The sequence below is a fragment of the Cecembia sp. genome, from assembly GCF_007126775.1.
In the GTDB taxonomy this organism is placed as follows: Bacteria; Bacteroidota; Bacteroidia; order Cytophagales; family Cyclobacteriaceae; genus Cecembia.
Genome location: NZ_SLAP01000098.1, coordinates 1 through 16,887, shown reverse-complemented (window position 1 = coordinate 16,887; position 16,887 = coordinate 1). Strand labels below are relative to the sequence as shown.

Annotated in this window: 13 protein-coding genes and 1 pseudogene; 11 read left to right on the top strand and 3 right to left on the bottom strand. The window is 39.0% G+C overall.

The features are described 5' to 3' along the window. Nucleotides 1-1,544: pseudogene (locus tag QZT73_RS06190) on the bottom strand (ATP-dependent helicase); the annotation flags it as partial. Between the two features lie 194 nt (nucleotides 1,545-1,738). On the opposite strand from QZT73_RS06190, the gene QZT73_RS06185 reads away from it, so the two are divergent. From QZT73_RS06185 to QZT73_RS06160, 6 genes are all read left to right on the top strand, one after another. Further along, nucleotides 1,739-2,611 carry a LytTR family DNA-binding domain-containing protein gene (locus QZT73_RS06185; RefSeq protein ID WP_291787193.1) on the top strand — a complete coding sequence of 291 codons (873 nt, stop codon included), beginning with the start codon at nucleotides 1,739-1,741 and terminating at the stop codon, nucleotides 2,609-2,611. 163 nt (nucleotides 2,612-2,774) lie between these two features. Beyond that, on the top strand, nucleotides 2,775-3,356 hold the full coding sequence (locus tag QZT73_RS06180; RefSeq protein WP_291787190.1) for a hypothetical protein: 582 nt from the start codon (nucleotides 2,775-2,777) through the stop codon (nucleotides 3,354-3,356). Between the two features lie 104 nt (nucleotides 3,357-3,460). Next, nucleotides 3,461-4,933 (top strand): APC family permease, encoded by a 1,473-nt coding sequence (locus QZT73_RS06175; protein WP_291779538.1) that lies wholly within the window; start codon nucleotides 3,461-3,463, stop codon nucleotides 4,931-4,933. Between the two features lie 3 nt (nucleotides 4,934-4,936). Next, nucleotides 4,937-6,385 (top strand): aldo/keto reductase, encoded by a 1,449-nt coding sequence (locus QZT73_RS06170; RefSeq protein WP_291787189.1) that lies wholly within the window; start codon nucleotides 4,937-4,939, stop codon nucleotides 6,383-6,385. A 74-nt stretch (nucleotides 6,386-6,459) separates the two neighbouring features. Continuing rightward, on the top strand, nucleotides 6,460-7,950 hold the full coding sequence (locus QZT73_RS06165) for a peptidase S10 (protein WP_291779533.1): 1,491 nt from the start codon (nucleotides 6,460-6,462) through the stop codon (nucleotides 7,948-7,950). A gap of 90 nt (nucleotides 7,951-8,040) precedes the next feature. Further along, nucleotides 8,041-8,481, top strand: a complete 441-nt coding sequence (locus QZT73_RS06160; RefSeq protein ID WP_291779531.1) for a hypothetical protein — start codon at nucleotides 8,041-8,043, stop codon at nucleotides 8,479-8,481. Here the strand turns inward: QZT73_RS06160 and QZT73_RS06155 are convergent. Next, complete coding sequence (locus QZT73_RS06155) at nucleotides 8,474-8,944, bottom strand: transcriptional repressor (protein ID WP_291779529.1); 471 nt, start codon at nucleotides 8,942-8,944, stop codon at nucleotides 8,474-8,476. The two genes, QZT73_RS06160 and QZT73_RS06155, sit on opposite strands and share 8 nt — an antisense overlap. A 246-nt stretch (nucleotides 8,945-9,190) precedes the next feature. On the opposite strand from QZT73_RS06155, the gene QZT73_RS06150 reads away from it, so the two are divergent. The 5 genes from QZT73_RS06150 to QZT73_RS06130 all read left to right on the top strand — a co-directional run bounded on the left by QZT73_RS06150 (nucleotide 9,191) and on the right by QZT73_RS06130 (nucleotide 15,725). After that, nucleotides 9,191-10,411, top strand: a complete 1,221-nt coding sequence (locus QZT73_RS06150) for an aspartyl protease family protein (protein ID WP_363331087.1) — start codon at nucleotides 9,191-9,193, stop codon at nucleotides 10,409-10,411. A 70-nt stretch (nucleotides 10,412-10,481) separates the two neighbouring features. Then, on the top strand, nucleotides 10,482-13,820 hold the full coding sequence (locus QZT73_RS06145) for a PAS domain-containing protein (RefSeq protein WP_291787183.1): 3,339 nt from the start codon (nucleotides 10,482-10,484) through the stop codon (nucleotides 13,818-13,820). Between the two features lie 55 nt (nucleotides 13,821-13,875). Then, nucleotides 13,876-14,466, top strand: coding sequence for a LemA family protein (locus tag QZT73_RS06140; protein WP_291779523.1), 591 nt, complete (start codon nucleotides 13,876-13,878; stop codon nucleotides 14,464-14,466). An 8-nt stretch (nucleotides 14,467-14,474) separates the two neighbouring features. Continuing rightward, nucleotides 14,475-14,909, top strand: coding sequence for a TPM domain-containing protein (locus tag QZT73_RS06135; protein ID WP_291779520.1), 435 nt, complete (start codon nucleotides 14,475-14,477; stop codon nucleotides 14,907-14,909). A 57-nt stretch (nucleotides 14,910-14,966) separates the two neighbouring features. Further along, on the top strand, nucleotides 14,967-15,725 hold the full coding sequence (locus tag QZT73_RS06130) for a TPM domain-containing protein (RefSeq protein WP_291787181.1): 759 nt from the start codon (nucleotides 14,967-14,969) through the stop codon (nucleotides 15,723-15,725). Between the two features lie 14 nt (nucleotides 15,726-15,739). On the opposite strand, the gene QZT73_RS06125 is transcribed toward QZT73_RS06130, so the two are convergent. Then, a partial coding sequence (locus tag QZT73_RS06125) for a cellulase family glycosylhydrolase (RefSeq protein WP_291779515.1) occupies nucleotides 15,740-16,887 on the bottom strand: 1,148 nt, incomplete at its 5' end.

Below are 16,887 nucleotides of genomic sequence, written 5' to 3'. Positions count from 1 at the left end.
TTAAACGTTGATGGTAAATCATAATCCTCAATCTGCCCAAAATCTTTTAACTTTTCGAGTTTTCTGCTTAAAGTCAATTGCAACAAATTGCCTTGCTGCATTTCCTGGGCAAGGGCTATGTGGTGCTTTTTAAGCACCAGTACCTCTTCTTTGTTCTCCTGCTGCTCCTCCAAAAAGGCAAAAATTTCAGAATAATTGACAAACCAGGCATGTGGAATAACCGCCAATTCCCCATTTGGCAATTCAAATTCGGATTTTCCCTGCATCAGAAGCTTTCTGAGCTTTTGAAAAGATATCTCATAAGGTCCAAATTTGATGACAGCATGTACATCAAACCAATCTATATTTTCTTTTACCTCTATTGCTATATGCGCTTTTCCAATAAAATACTTTTTCCCTTTTAAATGATGCGCCTGTTGAATGGAAATACCTATTTCCTCTAGCTGTTCCCGGTGGTTATTGATCCAACCAAAGGCTTTGGACTTGGAAATTGTAAACCGGCTCGACTTTATAGGCAATCCCAGATCTTTAAGAAAGTTCCCGTAGAACTTCTCCTTTTCAGGATCTCTAATAACTTTGTGAAAAATATAATTGTCTTCAATTTTTTCTAATTCAACATTGTTTTGCCTGTGATCTTCAGAACGGAAAATATAGGGGCCATACTGAAAATGAAGATCAAAGACGATTTTTTCCTCCTCTTCTTCCTCAATAGGATTGCCAAAAAGATCAGTTTTAGGGTTTGCCTGCAAATCACTAAGAGAAAGGATAGGTTTGGGCTCGCTTTTTTCTACATTGATTTCAAAACCCACTGCATATACATCAAAAGCTGAAACCAGTTGTGTCACAAACTTTTTATAGTATTGTTCCTCTACTTTTTTGGGAATGACAATGAATTTTTTATTCAAAAAAGGCTGCAATTTTTTACCGTCTACCCCTTTTTTAAAATTATACAATTGGTAATCGACAACCAGCCAAGCCGGTTCATTACAAATAAGATAGGCGTTTTTATACTGCCAAATCAGTTTTTCTCCTGCATATTTGATGGTTGGAAAATAGTGTGTATTGTCTTCATTCCTCCTAAAGTGAAAAAGGACGGAAGCTTTTTCAGGCATAATTTGTATTTCCCTCCAAATGGGATTGCCATCGTTACCCATTTCAAAAAGTTTTTTGCCCTTTAGATTTTCAAGAATTTTCGCCCTGAGTCCTTCCAATTTGATTTCGATCAATTCCTGAATGGCTTTATTTTCTGTTTTGGGATCGTAAATCTTTCTAATGAACTCTTTAGGCTTTAATTTTTTGGAATTAAACTTCTTAACGATGGCATCCTGCTGCATTTCATCCATCCACTTGATAAGCTGATAGTCTGTTTCATCAAGCCCTGATGCAAATTCGGGAGCATTAATGGCTGAAATATTCTGATGGGCAAAAGACAACCTTCCCTTTTCATCTAATTGGACGACAAAAGATTCAAAAAGCAGGCCCAAATATTCATGGCTGAATAAAGAATAGATCAACTGAAAAGGCTGTTCCGAAGAAACTTTCATAATGCTGAGGTACCAAACGAAGCAATCCGTGTATAGAATGCTTATTTCTAAATTAAGTTAGTTCGAAAAATAAGCAAATATTTCCAAAATTTAAAGTTCAGGATAAGGGATACAAGATCTATAATTGAAAACCCACACACAATCAATATGAAAATTTGAAAAAACTCTTTGTAAGTTTACAATTGATGAAAAAGATGGATTTTTTTAAACAACCCTATCCATTTGAATTGGCTTCATGGATTGATAGCCTGAAGCTCGCATCTGCTATTGGAGTCTTTATTGCCGTATTTTTATTGATTTTCCAGCCTTTTGGCTTAGAGGAGATCCCTGCTTCTTACAAACCTTGGATGATCAGTGTTTATGGAGGAATCACTTTTATTGCAATTTTGGTTTTTCAGCAAGTTATTATGCGTGCTTTTCCAAATTTTTTCAGAGAACAAGACTGGACGACGGGCAAGGAAATTGTTGAAAACTTAAGCATTTTGCTATTGATCGCAATTGGAAACTTCTATTATACCTCTTGGATCGGTGGCATTAGACCAACTATCATGGGTTTTTTGTTTTTGTTTTTTGCCACAGTTTTGATAGGCATTTTTCCAATTGTCACCTTGATTTTTGTTCATTACACAAAGAGTCTCAAAAGAAACCTAAGGGAAGCCCAAACGCTGGATACAAGCCTTCAGTCCAAATCAAGGGAGAATTTAACTGCCCAATTGACCATTTCCTCTCAATATAAAGAAGAGAACTTTTCCCTATCTCCACAGCAACTGTTATGGATAAGTGCAGCAGATAATTACATAGAAGTAAATTATGTAGTCAATACTAAGCCTAATAAAAAGCTGATTCGAAACAACTTATCTAACCTGGAAAAGGAATTTTATCCACATGGTATTTTGCGCACCCACCGTTCCTACATGGTAAATATGCACAAGGCATCGCATATCCAAGGTAACGCGCAAGGATACCGTTTGAAATTAGAAAATGCGGTGGAGACAGTGCCTGTATCACGGAAATATGCCCCTGCCATCACAGAATGGATGAATCAACAGCTTGATATTCGCCCCTAAAAATGTGCTCTCAGCCCTATTTTCTGCCTCATAATCCAATGGTTGCTAAGTTTGAAATAAAAAACCCATGGAAAATTTTCTTCGAACATTTTTAATTATCCACATTTTCGCAGGCATACTTGCTCTATTATCTGGAATAATCGCGATCTTCTCCAAAAAAGGAATGACGACACATAATATAAGTGGAAGCGTATATTATTGGTCCATGATTGTGATAGGATTTACAGCTTTCGGCATCGCCATTCCCAAAGGAAACATGTTTTTATTAATGATCGGTGGCTTCAGTACCTATATGACCTTAACCGGTGTCAGGTTTTTGACTTTTAGAAAAAACTCCCCGGCCAGATTCAGACCAATTGATTTTTGCTTTGTTGTTCTTGGTTTGATCACCTTGATCGTACCTACTTGGTACTTTACGCAAATTGGATGGGGAAGGATCGGGGGATTTGCTATAGTATTCTTAGTTTTTGGATTGTTCCTCTTGAGTATGTTGGTAAGAGATCTCAAAAATTCAACAAAATTGTCAACTTATCCCAAAGTCTGGTTTTTGAGAATGCATATCAGCAGGATGATGGGCGCTTTCATAGCCACAGTAACGGCATTTTTGGTTCAAAATTGGCAAAGCGATCCGGTATTTATTGCCTGGCTATTGCCGACAGTCATTTTTACACCTGTGATTATCTATTTTCAAAAACAATTAAATCCTAAAAAGAAAAATAGACCTACCTTGGGGCTTCATGAATGAAGTTTTTTTCTTTAACGCTTATCCCCAAATAAGGCAAACCCGAAAAAATGAGTTTTGATATCATGAAAAATAGTGAGATTTTGCTCCATTGAATTGAATAAAAGATGAGCAATACGACATTGAGCAGGCAATTAGGGCTGATGGGACTTATCGCCACAGGGGTCTGTTCCATGTTGGGCGCATCCATCAATGTGGTTCCTTTCATGATCCAAAGGCATGTGCCCGGAATTGGTCCCTATGTTTTGCCAGCTTTTGTTTTTGCAGCAATCCCGGCTTTACTTGCCGCGATGGCGTACAGCATGTTGGCCACAGCCATGCCAAGAGCAGGGGGAAGTTATGTCTACGCAAGTAGAGGGCTAAATCCTTATTTGGGATTTGTAGCTAGTTTTTCCCAATGGTTTGGCTTATCAATCGTCATTGGAGTAGTTGCTTACGTAACCGTACCTTTTTTAAGGGATATTATGGAAAACCTTGGCTTTCCTGAAATGGCCGCTAATCTGGAAATAGGGATCATAAGGGTAGGACTGGCACTTTTCATGATATGGCTTTTCGTCTGGATAAATATTAAGGGTGCCAAATCTTACGAAAAAACCATCATTCCTCTGATGATCCTGATGTTTTTGATGGGATCAGTAGTCATTGTGGCAGGGTTGAATTATTCGCAAAATGATTTTATTGTTGCCCTTCAGGAAAAAACAGATAGGATAATTGATCCAAATATTGAGGCCGTTTTTCACCTACCTACATTTCTTTCTGCTGCTGCCTTGCTATTTGCCAGTTTTATTGGTTTTGACAGTATTGCCCAGGCGGGCGGTGAGGCCAAAGACCCGACAAAAAAGCTTCCCTTAGCAATTGGTCTGACCATATTAATTGTTGGGGGGTATTACTTGTTTTTTACTGCGGCCGTTTACAGCACAGTGCCCTGGTCCTTTGTGGCAGAGGAGGCCCTGAACAAAGACATTACCGCTCCAGGATTATTGGGTTATTTATTACCCTCCTGGTTGACCGTTATTATTGTGGCCGGTGCGGCAATTGCTTTGATCAACGATTTGCCTGCCATGCTTTTATCCGTTTCCAGGTTAATGTTTGCTTGGGCAGAAGATGGTATTTTTCCAAAAAGTATTACCAAAATACATAAAAGGTACAATACCCCCTACTTAGCTGTTATTTTGAGCGGGTTGATGGCCAGCATTGGGATATTGGGAAGTCATTTTGCAGGAGATTTCTTTTTGGGAATAGATATTATGGTTACCTCCATGATGGTCAACTTCTTGCTGATGTGCATCACATTGATCAGTATTCCCAAAATAAATCCGAAGCTTTCCGAGGAAATAAAAATCTTTCCATCAGCACTAGGGAGAAAAATTATAGGATGGATGGGTGCCCTGGTTTTGCTTGCTTTCTTATTTATCCATACCTGGAAAGATCTTCAAACAGAAGCTGGTGCCTGGTATTTTCACTCCACCCCTATCTGGCTTCTGGTCATGGCTCTGGCCTCCCTGATCTTTTATTACAAATACAAAAAAATGAAGAAATCAGGCATAGATACCGATAATTTGTTCAAAAAACTTCCCTGATAAATGAAAAAACTTCAAAGCGAACTGGCTGGTGGATTAAAAATTTCCCGTGTGCTGACAGGTTTATGGCAGATAGCCGATATGGAGAAAGACGGAAAGGTTCTGGACCCGGTTATAACATCAGAATTTATGGCGCCATATGTCAAAGCCGGACTGAGTACTTTCGACATGGCCGATCATTATGGGTCTGCTGAAATTATTGCCGGCACTTTCCGGAAAAAAAACACTTTGGGTGAAAAAGCCCAAATGCTTACCAAATGGGTTCCAACACCCGGAAAATCAAGCAAGGAAGCGACTAGGGCCGCTGTAGAACTTTCACTGCGGCGTTTACAGACGGAAAGTCTTGAATTACTACAATACCATGCGTGGAATTATCTGGATCCTATATGGTTGGATCAGTTATTTTGGCTAAATGAATTAAAAGAAGAAGGTTTGATCAAAAACTTGGGTTTGACCAACTTCGATGCTGCACATCTGCGCATAGCCTGTACTTCAGGTATTCCGATCGTAAGCAATCAGGTATCGCATTCCCTCATAGACCAGAGAGCAGGAGGGGAAATGGCAAAAGTCTGTAAGGAGTTTGGTGTAAAAGTATTGGCTTTTGGCACTTTGACCGGTGGGTTTCTTTCTAATAAATGGCTGGAAAAGGAAGAGCCCAATACCAAAAATGGAGCCACTTGGTCACAAATGAAGTACAAAAGATTCATTGATGCAGCTGGTGGTTGGGAAAAATTCCAGCAACTGCTTCGAATTTTGGATAAGGTTGCAAGAAAACATAGGGTATCTATTGCCAATGTGGCCACAAAATACATTATGGATCAAGATTATGTAGGAGGAATCATCATTGGCGCAAGATTAGGACAAAGTACACATCTAAATGAAAGTCTCAGGCTATTTGATTTTGAGTTAGATGCGGAAGATTTAAAAGTTATCCACAATGCTCAGAAAATATTGTCTCCCATTCCCGGAGATTGTGGAGACGAATACAGGAAAGCTCCTTTTTTGACAGCTTCAGGTGATTTGAGCCATCATTTGGAAACAATGCCCAAAACCCATGAGGCAATAGTAGGACCAAATGGAAGCACCAAAGTTTTCAGTGGTACACCTTGGGAACCAATGGCAGGCTATTGTCGGGCAGTAAGAAAAGGAAACAGAATATCTGTATCTGGAACCACCGCCACCCATAAGGATCGATTAATTGGAGGAAATGATCCTGAAGCACAGGCACATTTTGTTCTGGACAAAATAGAGGGGGCAATTGTTTCCCTTGGCGGTCAATTGGAGGATGTGATACGCACGAGGATTTTTGTAAACAATATCAATGATTGGGAACCTGTAGCCAGAGCTCATGGTCAGCGATTTGGCCATATTCAACCTGCCAACACTTTGGTAGAGGCCAAATTGGTTGGTAAAGGTTATTTGGTCGAAATTGAAGCGGAGGTGGAGATATAGTAAAAAGTGATAAGTGGGAAAGCACCTTGGTGTGAATTGAATTTATCGAGTTTAAGGTTTTAAAAATAATCATTATGAAAGCAATCTATTCTAGCCTCGCGCTGTTCCTTTGTTATATATCAGTATTCGCTCAGGAAAATGAAAAACCGATCCCGGATCCGGTAGTTTTTGAAACTTCCCATCAAGGGACTTTTCATGGGAAGAATATCAATTATAAAGCGATTGCGGGTGAAACGCATCTGAAAAATAAGGATGGGGACCCTACTGCCGCCATTTGGTCAACGGCCTATATCAAAGATGATCCGGATGCTTCCAAAAGACCGGTTTTGTTTATCTTCAATGGTGGACCCGGTTCCGCCTCGGTCTGGTTGCACATGGGGGTCTTTGGTCCAAAAGTAGTGAAGGTTGATTCTGATGCCAATTCGGATGATGGGGCAGCACCTTTTGAAGTTATCAACAATGAATTGGCTTTGTTGGATATTACGGATTTGGTTTTTATTGATCCTGTTGGTACAGGTTACAGTCATGTGATTGGCAAAGGGAAAGTGGAAGATTTTTGGGGTTTAAATGAAGATGCAAGTTCAATTGCGCAATTTATCCGATTGTGGATAACCCAAAATCAACGTTGGCAATCTCCAAAATATATAGCTGGAGAGAGTTTTGGCACTACCCGTGCCGCTACCGTGACAGCAGCGCTTGAGGGGGGAGGTCAGGCAATGGCCTTGAATGGGCTTATTTTAATTTCCCAAGCCTTAGATTATCAGGGCAGTACTTCAACACACGATAACATTGGCTCTTATTTCACTTACTTTCCGACGATGGCCGCCACAGCTTGGTATCATGGAAAAGCAGGACAGGGAAAAGATTTAGAAGATTTTGTGGAAGAAGCCCGGGTTTTTTCTTACCAGGATTACCTGCCGGCATTGTACAAAGGCAATCAGTTATCCACATCTGAAAAAGAAGTATTGGCAGAGAAGGTTGCTTACTTTACAGGCCTGGAAAAGGAATATGTTCTTCGGTCAGATAACCGCATACTGACCTCACGTTTCAAAAAAGAGCTTTTGAGAAAAGAGGGCAAAACCATAGGAACCTTGGACAGTAGGTATCTTGGAGAAGAGGGCGACCATGCTGCAGAAGGCCCTACCCTTGGAGATCCTTCTAGTTATGGCATTGATGCGGCATACACAGCAGCATTGAACGATTATTTTAGCCGGACTTTAAAAATAAAGATAGATAGACCTTACTTTACTTCTAACCGGACTATCGGCGGAAAGTGGAATTGGAGGCCTGTGGCAGAAGGTTCCTATTGGGAACCATCCTATGTCAATGTTGCCAGAAGCCTTGGAGAGTCTATGAGAAGAAACAAAGACCTGAGGGTGATGGTAGCCAATGGCTACTACGATTTGATTACTCCCTTTTTAGATGCAGAGCATACTTTTGCCCGGCATGACATTCCAAAGGAAAGAGTAGAAATGACATATTATGAAGGAGGGCACATGATGTACAACCACAGACCGGATTTTGAAAAACTTGTAATGGATATCCGGAAGTTTATGGGCATGTAAAACAAATTTTCCATCCAATAAACCATTATCTTAGCACAAGATTCACTTGGATGCAAACAAAATTTTAGTGAATTGCTTATATAAGGGGTTATGAAAATAAATATTGCTACTCCAGTACAAGAAAATTACCTGAATGTTAAGGATGGCTTCAATGAAACGCTTTTTTTGAAGTTGAACCCCCCTTTTCCTCCAGTTAAACTGTTGCGTTTCGATGGATCATCGAAAGGTGATACTGTGATATTGGAATTGAATTTCCTTATTTTTAAACAGCAATGGGTTTCTGTTATTACAGAAGATGAGACCAATGAGCACGAGTTTTATTTTATAGATGAAGGTCGAAGGCTTCCATTTTTTCTTAAAGAATGGAGACACAAACACCGCATTATCAATGCAGGTAAATACAGCATCATTAAAGATGAAATAACTTACAAGGCACCTTTTGCATTATTGACTTTATTGCTTTATCCTGTGCTTTTACTTCAGTTTCTTTATAGGAAACCGGTTTATAAAAAAATATTCCGCATCAAATAATGCGGAGATTTTCACAATCGGGAATTTTGCAGTCTCCATAAAGGACCAAGGAATGGCTGGTAATGGCAGATTGGAACTCCCTTCCCATGGCCTCTTTGATAAGATTAAGTCTTTCATCGGAAAACTCCCTGATTTTTCTGCACTGATTACAGACGTGGTGGTCATGGTGTTTATAAGTAAGAGCCTGCTCGTAAAGTGCTACTTTGTCTTTAAATTGGTGTTTTACCGCGAGTCCGCATTCCACCAATAGATCCAGTGTATTATAAATTGTTGCTCTGCTGATAGAATACCCTTTATTTCTCATCAACAAGAAGAGTCCTTCAACGTCGATATGTTCATCTTGGGGAAGTGCATACAGCTCATCTATAACCGAAAACCTTTCGGGGGTTTTTCGGCTCCCTTGACGAGCAAGGTAGTTTTCAAAAATCTTTTTTGCTTTATCTACAACTGATTTTTCTGCCATAATTACACTTATCAAAAATTAAATATGCAGGATTTTTACAAGTTTTCAAAAATATATAGGTTTACAAAGAGTCAAAGAACAATAATTTTTAAAGAAAAGAAATTATTTTGATTAATTTCCAACAAGAAGTGCTGCTTATCGGTATAACAAAGTGAATGAGAATCAATTTATTCTTATATTAATCATCACAACTCAATATCATAGCCTTTAATGATCAAAAATTCACTGCTAACAAGCTGTATTCTTTTGATAATACCCTGTTTGGTTTCTATAGCCCAGGTGCCTGGTTTTTATATGAAGGAACCTGCCAAAAAATTAGAAATACCATTTATTGCTTCCAACAATTTAATCATAGTCCCTGTATCCATCAATGATGGGCCACCTGTCAATTTTCTGATTGATACTGGAGTTAAAACCAACATTCTTTTCAGTAAATCCATTGGGGACCAGCTGGAATTGACCTATACAAGAAAACTGGATCTAGTGGGTGCTGATGGTACAACGGTGTTGACGGCCAATGTATCTCCCAGCAACCAAATGGATTTGGGTGGCATTGAGGGTATTTTGCAGACTTTATTGGTACTTGACGATGATTTCTTTGAACTGGAAATGGTTATTGGTATTCCAGTATTTGGGGTAATTGGATATGAGTTTTTTAAATACAATCCTGTAAAAATTGATTACGACAAGGAACTGATCACTTTTTACGAAATGGGAAGGTTAAAATGGCGGCCTTTTGGTTTTAGAAAAGTGCCCATGAAAATAGAAAACAGCAAGCCTTACATACATGCTAAAGTGAAGCAATTGTCGGGAGATGATGTAGACAGCAAATTGCTCATAGATTTAGGGGCCAATCACGGGCTCCTATTAAATATGGAAACTTCCGAAAAAATCCAGCTTCCTCCCAAATACATAGAAAGTGATTTGGGACGTTCTCTAGGAGGTGATTTATTTGGTTATGTTGGAAGAGTCAAATCTTTAAATTATGGGGGTCTGAAGTTTAATGACATCATCACTTCTTTTCCAGAAGAAACAGAATTTAGTTATGTAATCAAAGAAAGTGGAAGACAGGGTAGCATAGGTTCAGAATTACTGGGCCGAACGAGAATCATCCTTGATTACCAAAGGGAGCGGTTTTTATTCAAAAAAGGCAATACCTTTAGTAATCCTTTCGAATTTGACATGAGTGGAATCAGCCCAAGAATGCTTCCCACTAACGAAAAAAGATTTGTGGTTGGCAGTGTAAGGAAAGGGTCTGCTGCAGAACAGGTGGGAATTTTAAAGGATGATGAATTTTTGGAGATTAATAAAATACCAGTGGATTTTTGGGAGCTTTCTGATCTTATCAAACTTTTCCGATCGGAAGAAGGAAGGAATATCACAGTTAAGTTAAAAAGGTACCACAGTAACAATCCGGAAGATTTTGAAATCATTGAAATCAGTTTCAATTTGATAAGACAAATTTAAATGTAAAGCCTTATCGGAAAATTTAAAGTTCTTCTTTGAATAAGCGAAATATGCGCAGGAATGATTATCTTTGAAAATAATAGACCAGAGGTTTTTTAAAGTTTTATTCATTTTGGATGCTGCTCCCATGTCAGGCTTTACAAGCATTAATTTCCAGAACATCCTACTCACGCTCAAAAAATACGAGAACGGTTCTTTTGAAATTCTGTATGTATCCTCTGAAATCAGAAGCCTATTAAATTTTGGGGATAAATTTTACCAAGAATCTTTTTTCAATTCCTTATTTCCGACTTTACCTAAAAATCTTTTTGAATACTTCTTTATCTCATTGGGAACAGGAGAGCGTTTTTCCTGTCCAATAGTATTGAATAAAAGCCTTTTTCAATTTGTGCAAATTGAAGGCTATGTCATTTCCCAGGAAGACAATTCTTATCTTATCAATGCGCTGATATCTCCTTTGGAGTGGAAAAGCAACGTAAAATTTTCATGGTTGGTCCACAAAACTTCAGGTCAGCTGTTTACAGGCATCAAGCATGAGCCAGAGTTAAAAACCAGTAAGGACTTGTTGTCATTTATTTCCAAAAAGTTTGAATTCCTACAAGCAGACCGCATTCAAGACTTTTTCTTGGACAAAAATTCCGGTATTTTACCCATTTTCCCAAGGCACTTATACCTCTATAAAAGGTCATTAAATGATCATTATTGCCTGTTGGAGTTGGTTTATTCCATTTCGGATAGTCCTATCGAATCGGATATTGAAGAAGAACTCCCCGACCTCATTTATTACGAGTTCGAGTCCAAAGCAGATGAGTTGTTCTTGACAGGGGCAATTGAAAAAATCACAGGCTATCCCAAGCTGCATTTTGAAAAAATCACTGGGGAGAAATGGGAAAACCTGGTACATCCTGAAGATCTCCATTATTACAGGAACAATTTGGATAAGGTAGGTAAATTTACCTATCGTTTTCTTCACAGTAGCGGGCATTATGTATTCTTAGAAGAAGAAATTACCAAAGCAGATAAAAAGAGTGGTTTATTACTTGGGGTTATTTCGGATGTAACTGCCTTAAAAGAGATTGAAAAAGACTTGTTGGCAAAGAAATCGGTTTTAGACGAGCTTACCGGAGTAGTGCCGGGGATGGTTTACCTTATGAAAGCCTTTCCGGACCATAGCCACAAATACCTTTTTGTGAGTGAGGGCTGTAGAGGTCTTACCGGACTTGATCCGGAAGCAATTATTAAAGATGAGCATTCACTTTCTAGCCTTATACACCCAGAAGACCTGGCTTCGGTGGTTAAATTAGACCAGGAAGCTTATATAAATGACAAAAAGTTTGAAGCTTATTTCAGGATCAAAACACCCATTGGAACTGAAAAATGGATTTATGCAGCCTCCAATAAGCTGAAGCAATACCAAAACGAATCCATTTGGGCAGGTATTTTTGTGGATTTTACCTATACCAAAGAAAAAGAATTGGAGTCCATACAAAATTGGCAATGGTACAAAACTCTTTTTGAAGAAAACCCGCTGCCGATTTTACAATATGATAAAAAAGGAACTATCCTTGAAGTGAACAAAAGCCTTATTGAAAAAATTGATATTCAAAATAAAGAATTACTGGTAGGAAAGAATTTGTTCCATTTTCTTGGAAAAAATCCAATAAGGGCAGCATATGAGGACAGTTTTAAAAATGGTTATGCTACTTACGAGGGACCTTATATCAGCCATTTCAACAATAAACTTTTCCATTTGCGGATGACATCAAAGACTATTGATGGGGGAAATACTTTTCAAGCTATTTTGGAGGATATCAGTGACCAGCAATATATCCATAATATCATTTCGCAGTTGACCGAAAAAACATCCCGTCTTAGTGGGAGGGCATTTTTTGATGAACTTACCAAATTCCTAAGCAACAAGCTTCAGATGTATCATTGTTTTATCGCAGAGGTGGATCAGGAACTCAAACAGGCGAAAGTTATTTCAAATTTTAAAAATGGGAAAAAAGGCGCTGCTTTTGAATACAAGCTGAAAAATACGCCTTGTTTGGATTGTTTGAAAACTAACGAACCCCATATTATTCTTTCCAATGCTAAATCCATTTATCCGGAAAATGAAACCATTGCGGGCATGGACATTGCCACCTATTTTGGTGTGCCAATAACGGATATCAATCAAGTCAAATTGGGGATTTTAGTCTTAATGGACCATCAACCAAGGCCTTACAACCTGAACATTTCCAGCTTTCTTAAAATTCTGGCTGATAGGATTGGAGCAGAAATGGTAAGGATCAATTACGAACAGAAACTTGTTTCCTCTGAATTGCTATTCAGAAGCATCGCAGAGAATTTTCCCAAAGGTACCGTTGAAGTACTTGATAAAAATCTTATCTACATCTATGCCGAAGGAAAAGAGTTTAAAGATATGGGAATCAACCCACGCCAACTCATAGGTACTCCCCATCTTTCCAAGTATGGAAACTATATCTCAAGCGAGTTAAGAAAGCATCTGGATAAGGTATTAATGGGTGAGTCCGTGATGTTTGAAGTGATAATCAATGAACAATTCTATCTGAAAAGTGGTGTTCCGTTGATAAATAATGATGGGAAAATTGACAGAATCTTGTTGGTAACCCAAAACATCACTGAAACTAAATTGGCAGAAGAAGAAAGGGAACAGCTGATCCGGGACTTGAAATCCCAAAATGAAGAATTACAGCGATTTGCCTACATTACTTCCCATAACCTTCGTGCCCCGATTGTGAACATTACTTCTCTGCTTGAACTTTATGATGAAAACCAACCGGACAACCCCGAAAATAAAGAGGTGATTGATAATTTAAAAACTTCCACCTCCATTCTTAACAGCACCTTGGAAGATTTAATTGAGGTAGTTTCCATCAAAAAAAACAAAGCCCCAAAAGTTGAATATATTGAATTCCTACAGTTGACTACCAATGTGGAAAAAAGCCTGTCCAAACAGCTGAATGATGCCAAAGCAGTGATTGAAAAGGATTTTTCAGCAGCTCCGCAAATCAATTACATTCATTCTCATTTGGAAAACTTTTTGATCAACTTGATGACAAATGCCATCAAATACAAGCATCCGGAAAGAAACCCCAGAATCAAAATCAGTACGCATGTTGAAAATAATTATATCGTTCTTATTTTTGAAGATAATGGCATAGGTATAGACCTCGACCGTTATGGTGACAGGATATTTGGACTGTATCAAAGATTCCATTCACATGTAGAAGGTAAAGGTTTGGGCTTGTATTTGGTAAGGGAACAAATCAGGGCACATGATGGAAACCTTAAAGTAGAAAGTGCCGTTGGAAAAGGCACTGTATTCAAAATTTACCTTAAAAACCTTAAGACCTATGATATGAATATCCATAGGAGAAAATGATCTATTCAATTTTGATAAATTAAATTTTGTAAAATTTTAAAACCTGGGTTTATTTATGAAAAAAGCACTATTTCCGATTTTAATTATCGCTTTGATTGGATTGTTTGTTTATGTCAAGGCGGTAGGAGTGTACAATATGCTTGTACAGAATGAAGAGAGTATTAATGGTACCTGGGCCGAGGTAGAAACACAGTATCAAAGAAGAGCAGATCTGATCCCCAACCTTGTGAATACAGTAAAAGGCTATGCGGATTTTGAGCAGGAAACTTTGACAGGGGTGATTGAAGCCCGATCAAAAGCCACATCCATAAATATTGATGCCAATAACCTTTCCCCCGAAAATCTTGCCCAATTTCAACAGGCACAGGATCAATTGAGCGGAGCTTTGAGCAGGTTATTGGTAACAGTAGAAAGGTATCCTGACCTAAAGGCCAACCAAAATTTTCTGGAATTACAAGCCCAGCTTGAAGGTACAGAAAACAGAATTGCAGTTTCCAGGAGGAACTTTAACCAATCCGTTCAGTCTTACAATGCTGAATTGAGAACTTTCCCCAATAACATCTTTGCAGGTTGGTACGGGTTTGAAAGAAAAGGATATTTTGAAGCAGCACAAGGAGCGGAAACTGCGCCCAGTGTACAATTTTGATGGAAATTATGCCTGAGAAATTATTTTCGGAAGCCGATAAAGCGAGCATCCTTGCCGCCATACAGTTTGCAGAAAGGGAAACCGCCGGTGAAATCCAGGTACATATTGAAAACCACTGCGGAATTGATGTATTGGACCGGGCAGCAGAAGTTTTCGAAACTTTGAAAATGCACAAAACTAAAGATAGAAATGCTGTTTTATTTTACCTGGCTGTGGAAGACCATCAATTTGCCATATTGGGAGATTGTGGCATCAATCAAGTAGTTCCGGAGAATTTCTGGGAGAAGATCAAAGATCAAATGCTCCTTGACTTCAAGCAATCTAGATTTACCGAAGGCTTGTGCAAGGGGATTGAAATGTGCGGTGCGCAGCTCAAAGCCCATTTTCCCTATGATGATAAAGGCGATACCAACGAATTGCCTGATGAAATTTCTTTTGGTTGATTCCTCATGTATAAAATACCCTTTATTTCCTTTCTCATTGTAGTTTTTATAAACCTTATGGCTTGGGCCCAGGGAGATTTTCCTCCCCCTGCCAAACCACCAAAATTGGTCAATGATTTTACCAATACCTTGTCGGCCAATGAGGTTCGACAATTAGAAAATAAATTGATCGCATACAACGATTCTACTTCTTCGCAAGTGACAATTGTTTTGATCCAATCTCTTGGACCTTATGATATTAGTGATTATGCCTTTCAACTGGGAGATCAATGGGGAATTGGACAAAAAGACAGGGACAATGGGATACTGATACTCGCTGCAATGGATGACAGAAAAGTTTTTATTGCCACAGGTTATGGAATGGAAGGAGCCATTCCTGATATTTTGGCAAAAAGAATTGTAGACCAATTGATTGTTCCCAATTTTAAAATGGGGCAATACTATCTTGGATTGGACAAATCAACAGATATGATTTTTAAACTGGCTTCTGGTGAATACAAGGCCAAGCAAGTATCAGGGTCTGGGAATCAGGGCGGAGGACTGGTATTCTTTTTACTGTTTCTTTTTCTTTTTGTCATCTTACCATTGATCAAAAACAAAAAAGACAACAATAACCATATGGGAGGAAAAGGCGGTGGTATAGATTTATGGACGACAATAATGTTAGCCAATATGCTGAAAGGCAGTGGAAGGGGAAAATACGGAGATTTCCGATCAGGTAAAGGGGGCTTTGGCGGCGGAGGTTTTGGGGGTGGTAGCTTTGGTGGTTTTGGAGGGGGATCCTTTGGTGGTGGTGGAGCAGGCGGAAGTTGGTAAAAAATTAATCCAATTCAGGCATATTTCATCAATAAATTCAGGTATTTGCGGTCCAACTGCTGACCGTACCAATTTTCATATTCCACGTCGGTTCTTCCGGAATTAAGAATTCCAAAGCTACCTGAAAACTCCCAAATTCCAAAACCAATACCATTTTCATCCAATACATCGAGTACATCTTCAAACCACTTTAAAAATACATTATGAGGGGTTTTGTTATAGGCTCCACATTCACCACAGTGTACTCCAACGCCACTTTTCATCATTGCTATCCAAGGTGCGTAATGTTGCGCCACCATAGCACGGTCATGATAGACCCCATTGATTTCTCCAGGCCATTTTGGTTCAGGCAATTGTTCAGGATCTCTAAAAACCCATGGTGCTTTGTAATGGGAAATGATCATTGGGTGATAACCCCTGCAACTTTGCCCTAGATCCAAATCTGAAAGCTCAGGTACTGCCATGCTACCTCCTCCATTTCCGTTGGCAATAACCAATCTATTGGGATCCACTTCCCTGATGCTTTCCAAAGCTGCTTTGGCAACACGGTGGTAGTCTTCAACAGGAACCGGTCCTCCCGGTGAAAGCTGATCATTTGGATCGGTCCTCAAAAATGGTTCATTGACCAAATCAAAGCTCAGTTTCTGGTAACTTATTTCACGGTATCTTTTGGACCACATTTCCCAATGCGCACAAAAGGCATCGAGTGCCTCCTGGTCTTTCCAGAGATTAAAGGGCTCCACAAATCCTGCATTGATACAAAAGCCAGGAGCTCTGTGCAAATTCAGACTTACATGTAGATTATGCTGATGGGCAATATCAATTAGTGCATCAATTTCTTCGATCTTAGACTCATCAAAATTAAGTACTTCATCTACCAAAATAGGTCTGGATCTATCAAAGCTGAGGTATGAAGGATAGGATACTGGTATTCTTACAAAATCAAACCCCCAGTCTGCCATCCATTTTAGGAATTCAGGCGGATTTTTCCTTCCTTTTTCCATTTCGGGAGAAAAAAAGTCAAGCAAATTAAACCCTCTCCATTTGGGTAATTTATTATTAGTCCTGGCCTGTGGAGTTGTTCCCATTAAAGGAGCTGCTGCAAGCCCAGCAGTTGCCGCTGAAGACTTTATAAGAAATTCTCTTCTGGATAAGGTCATGG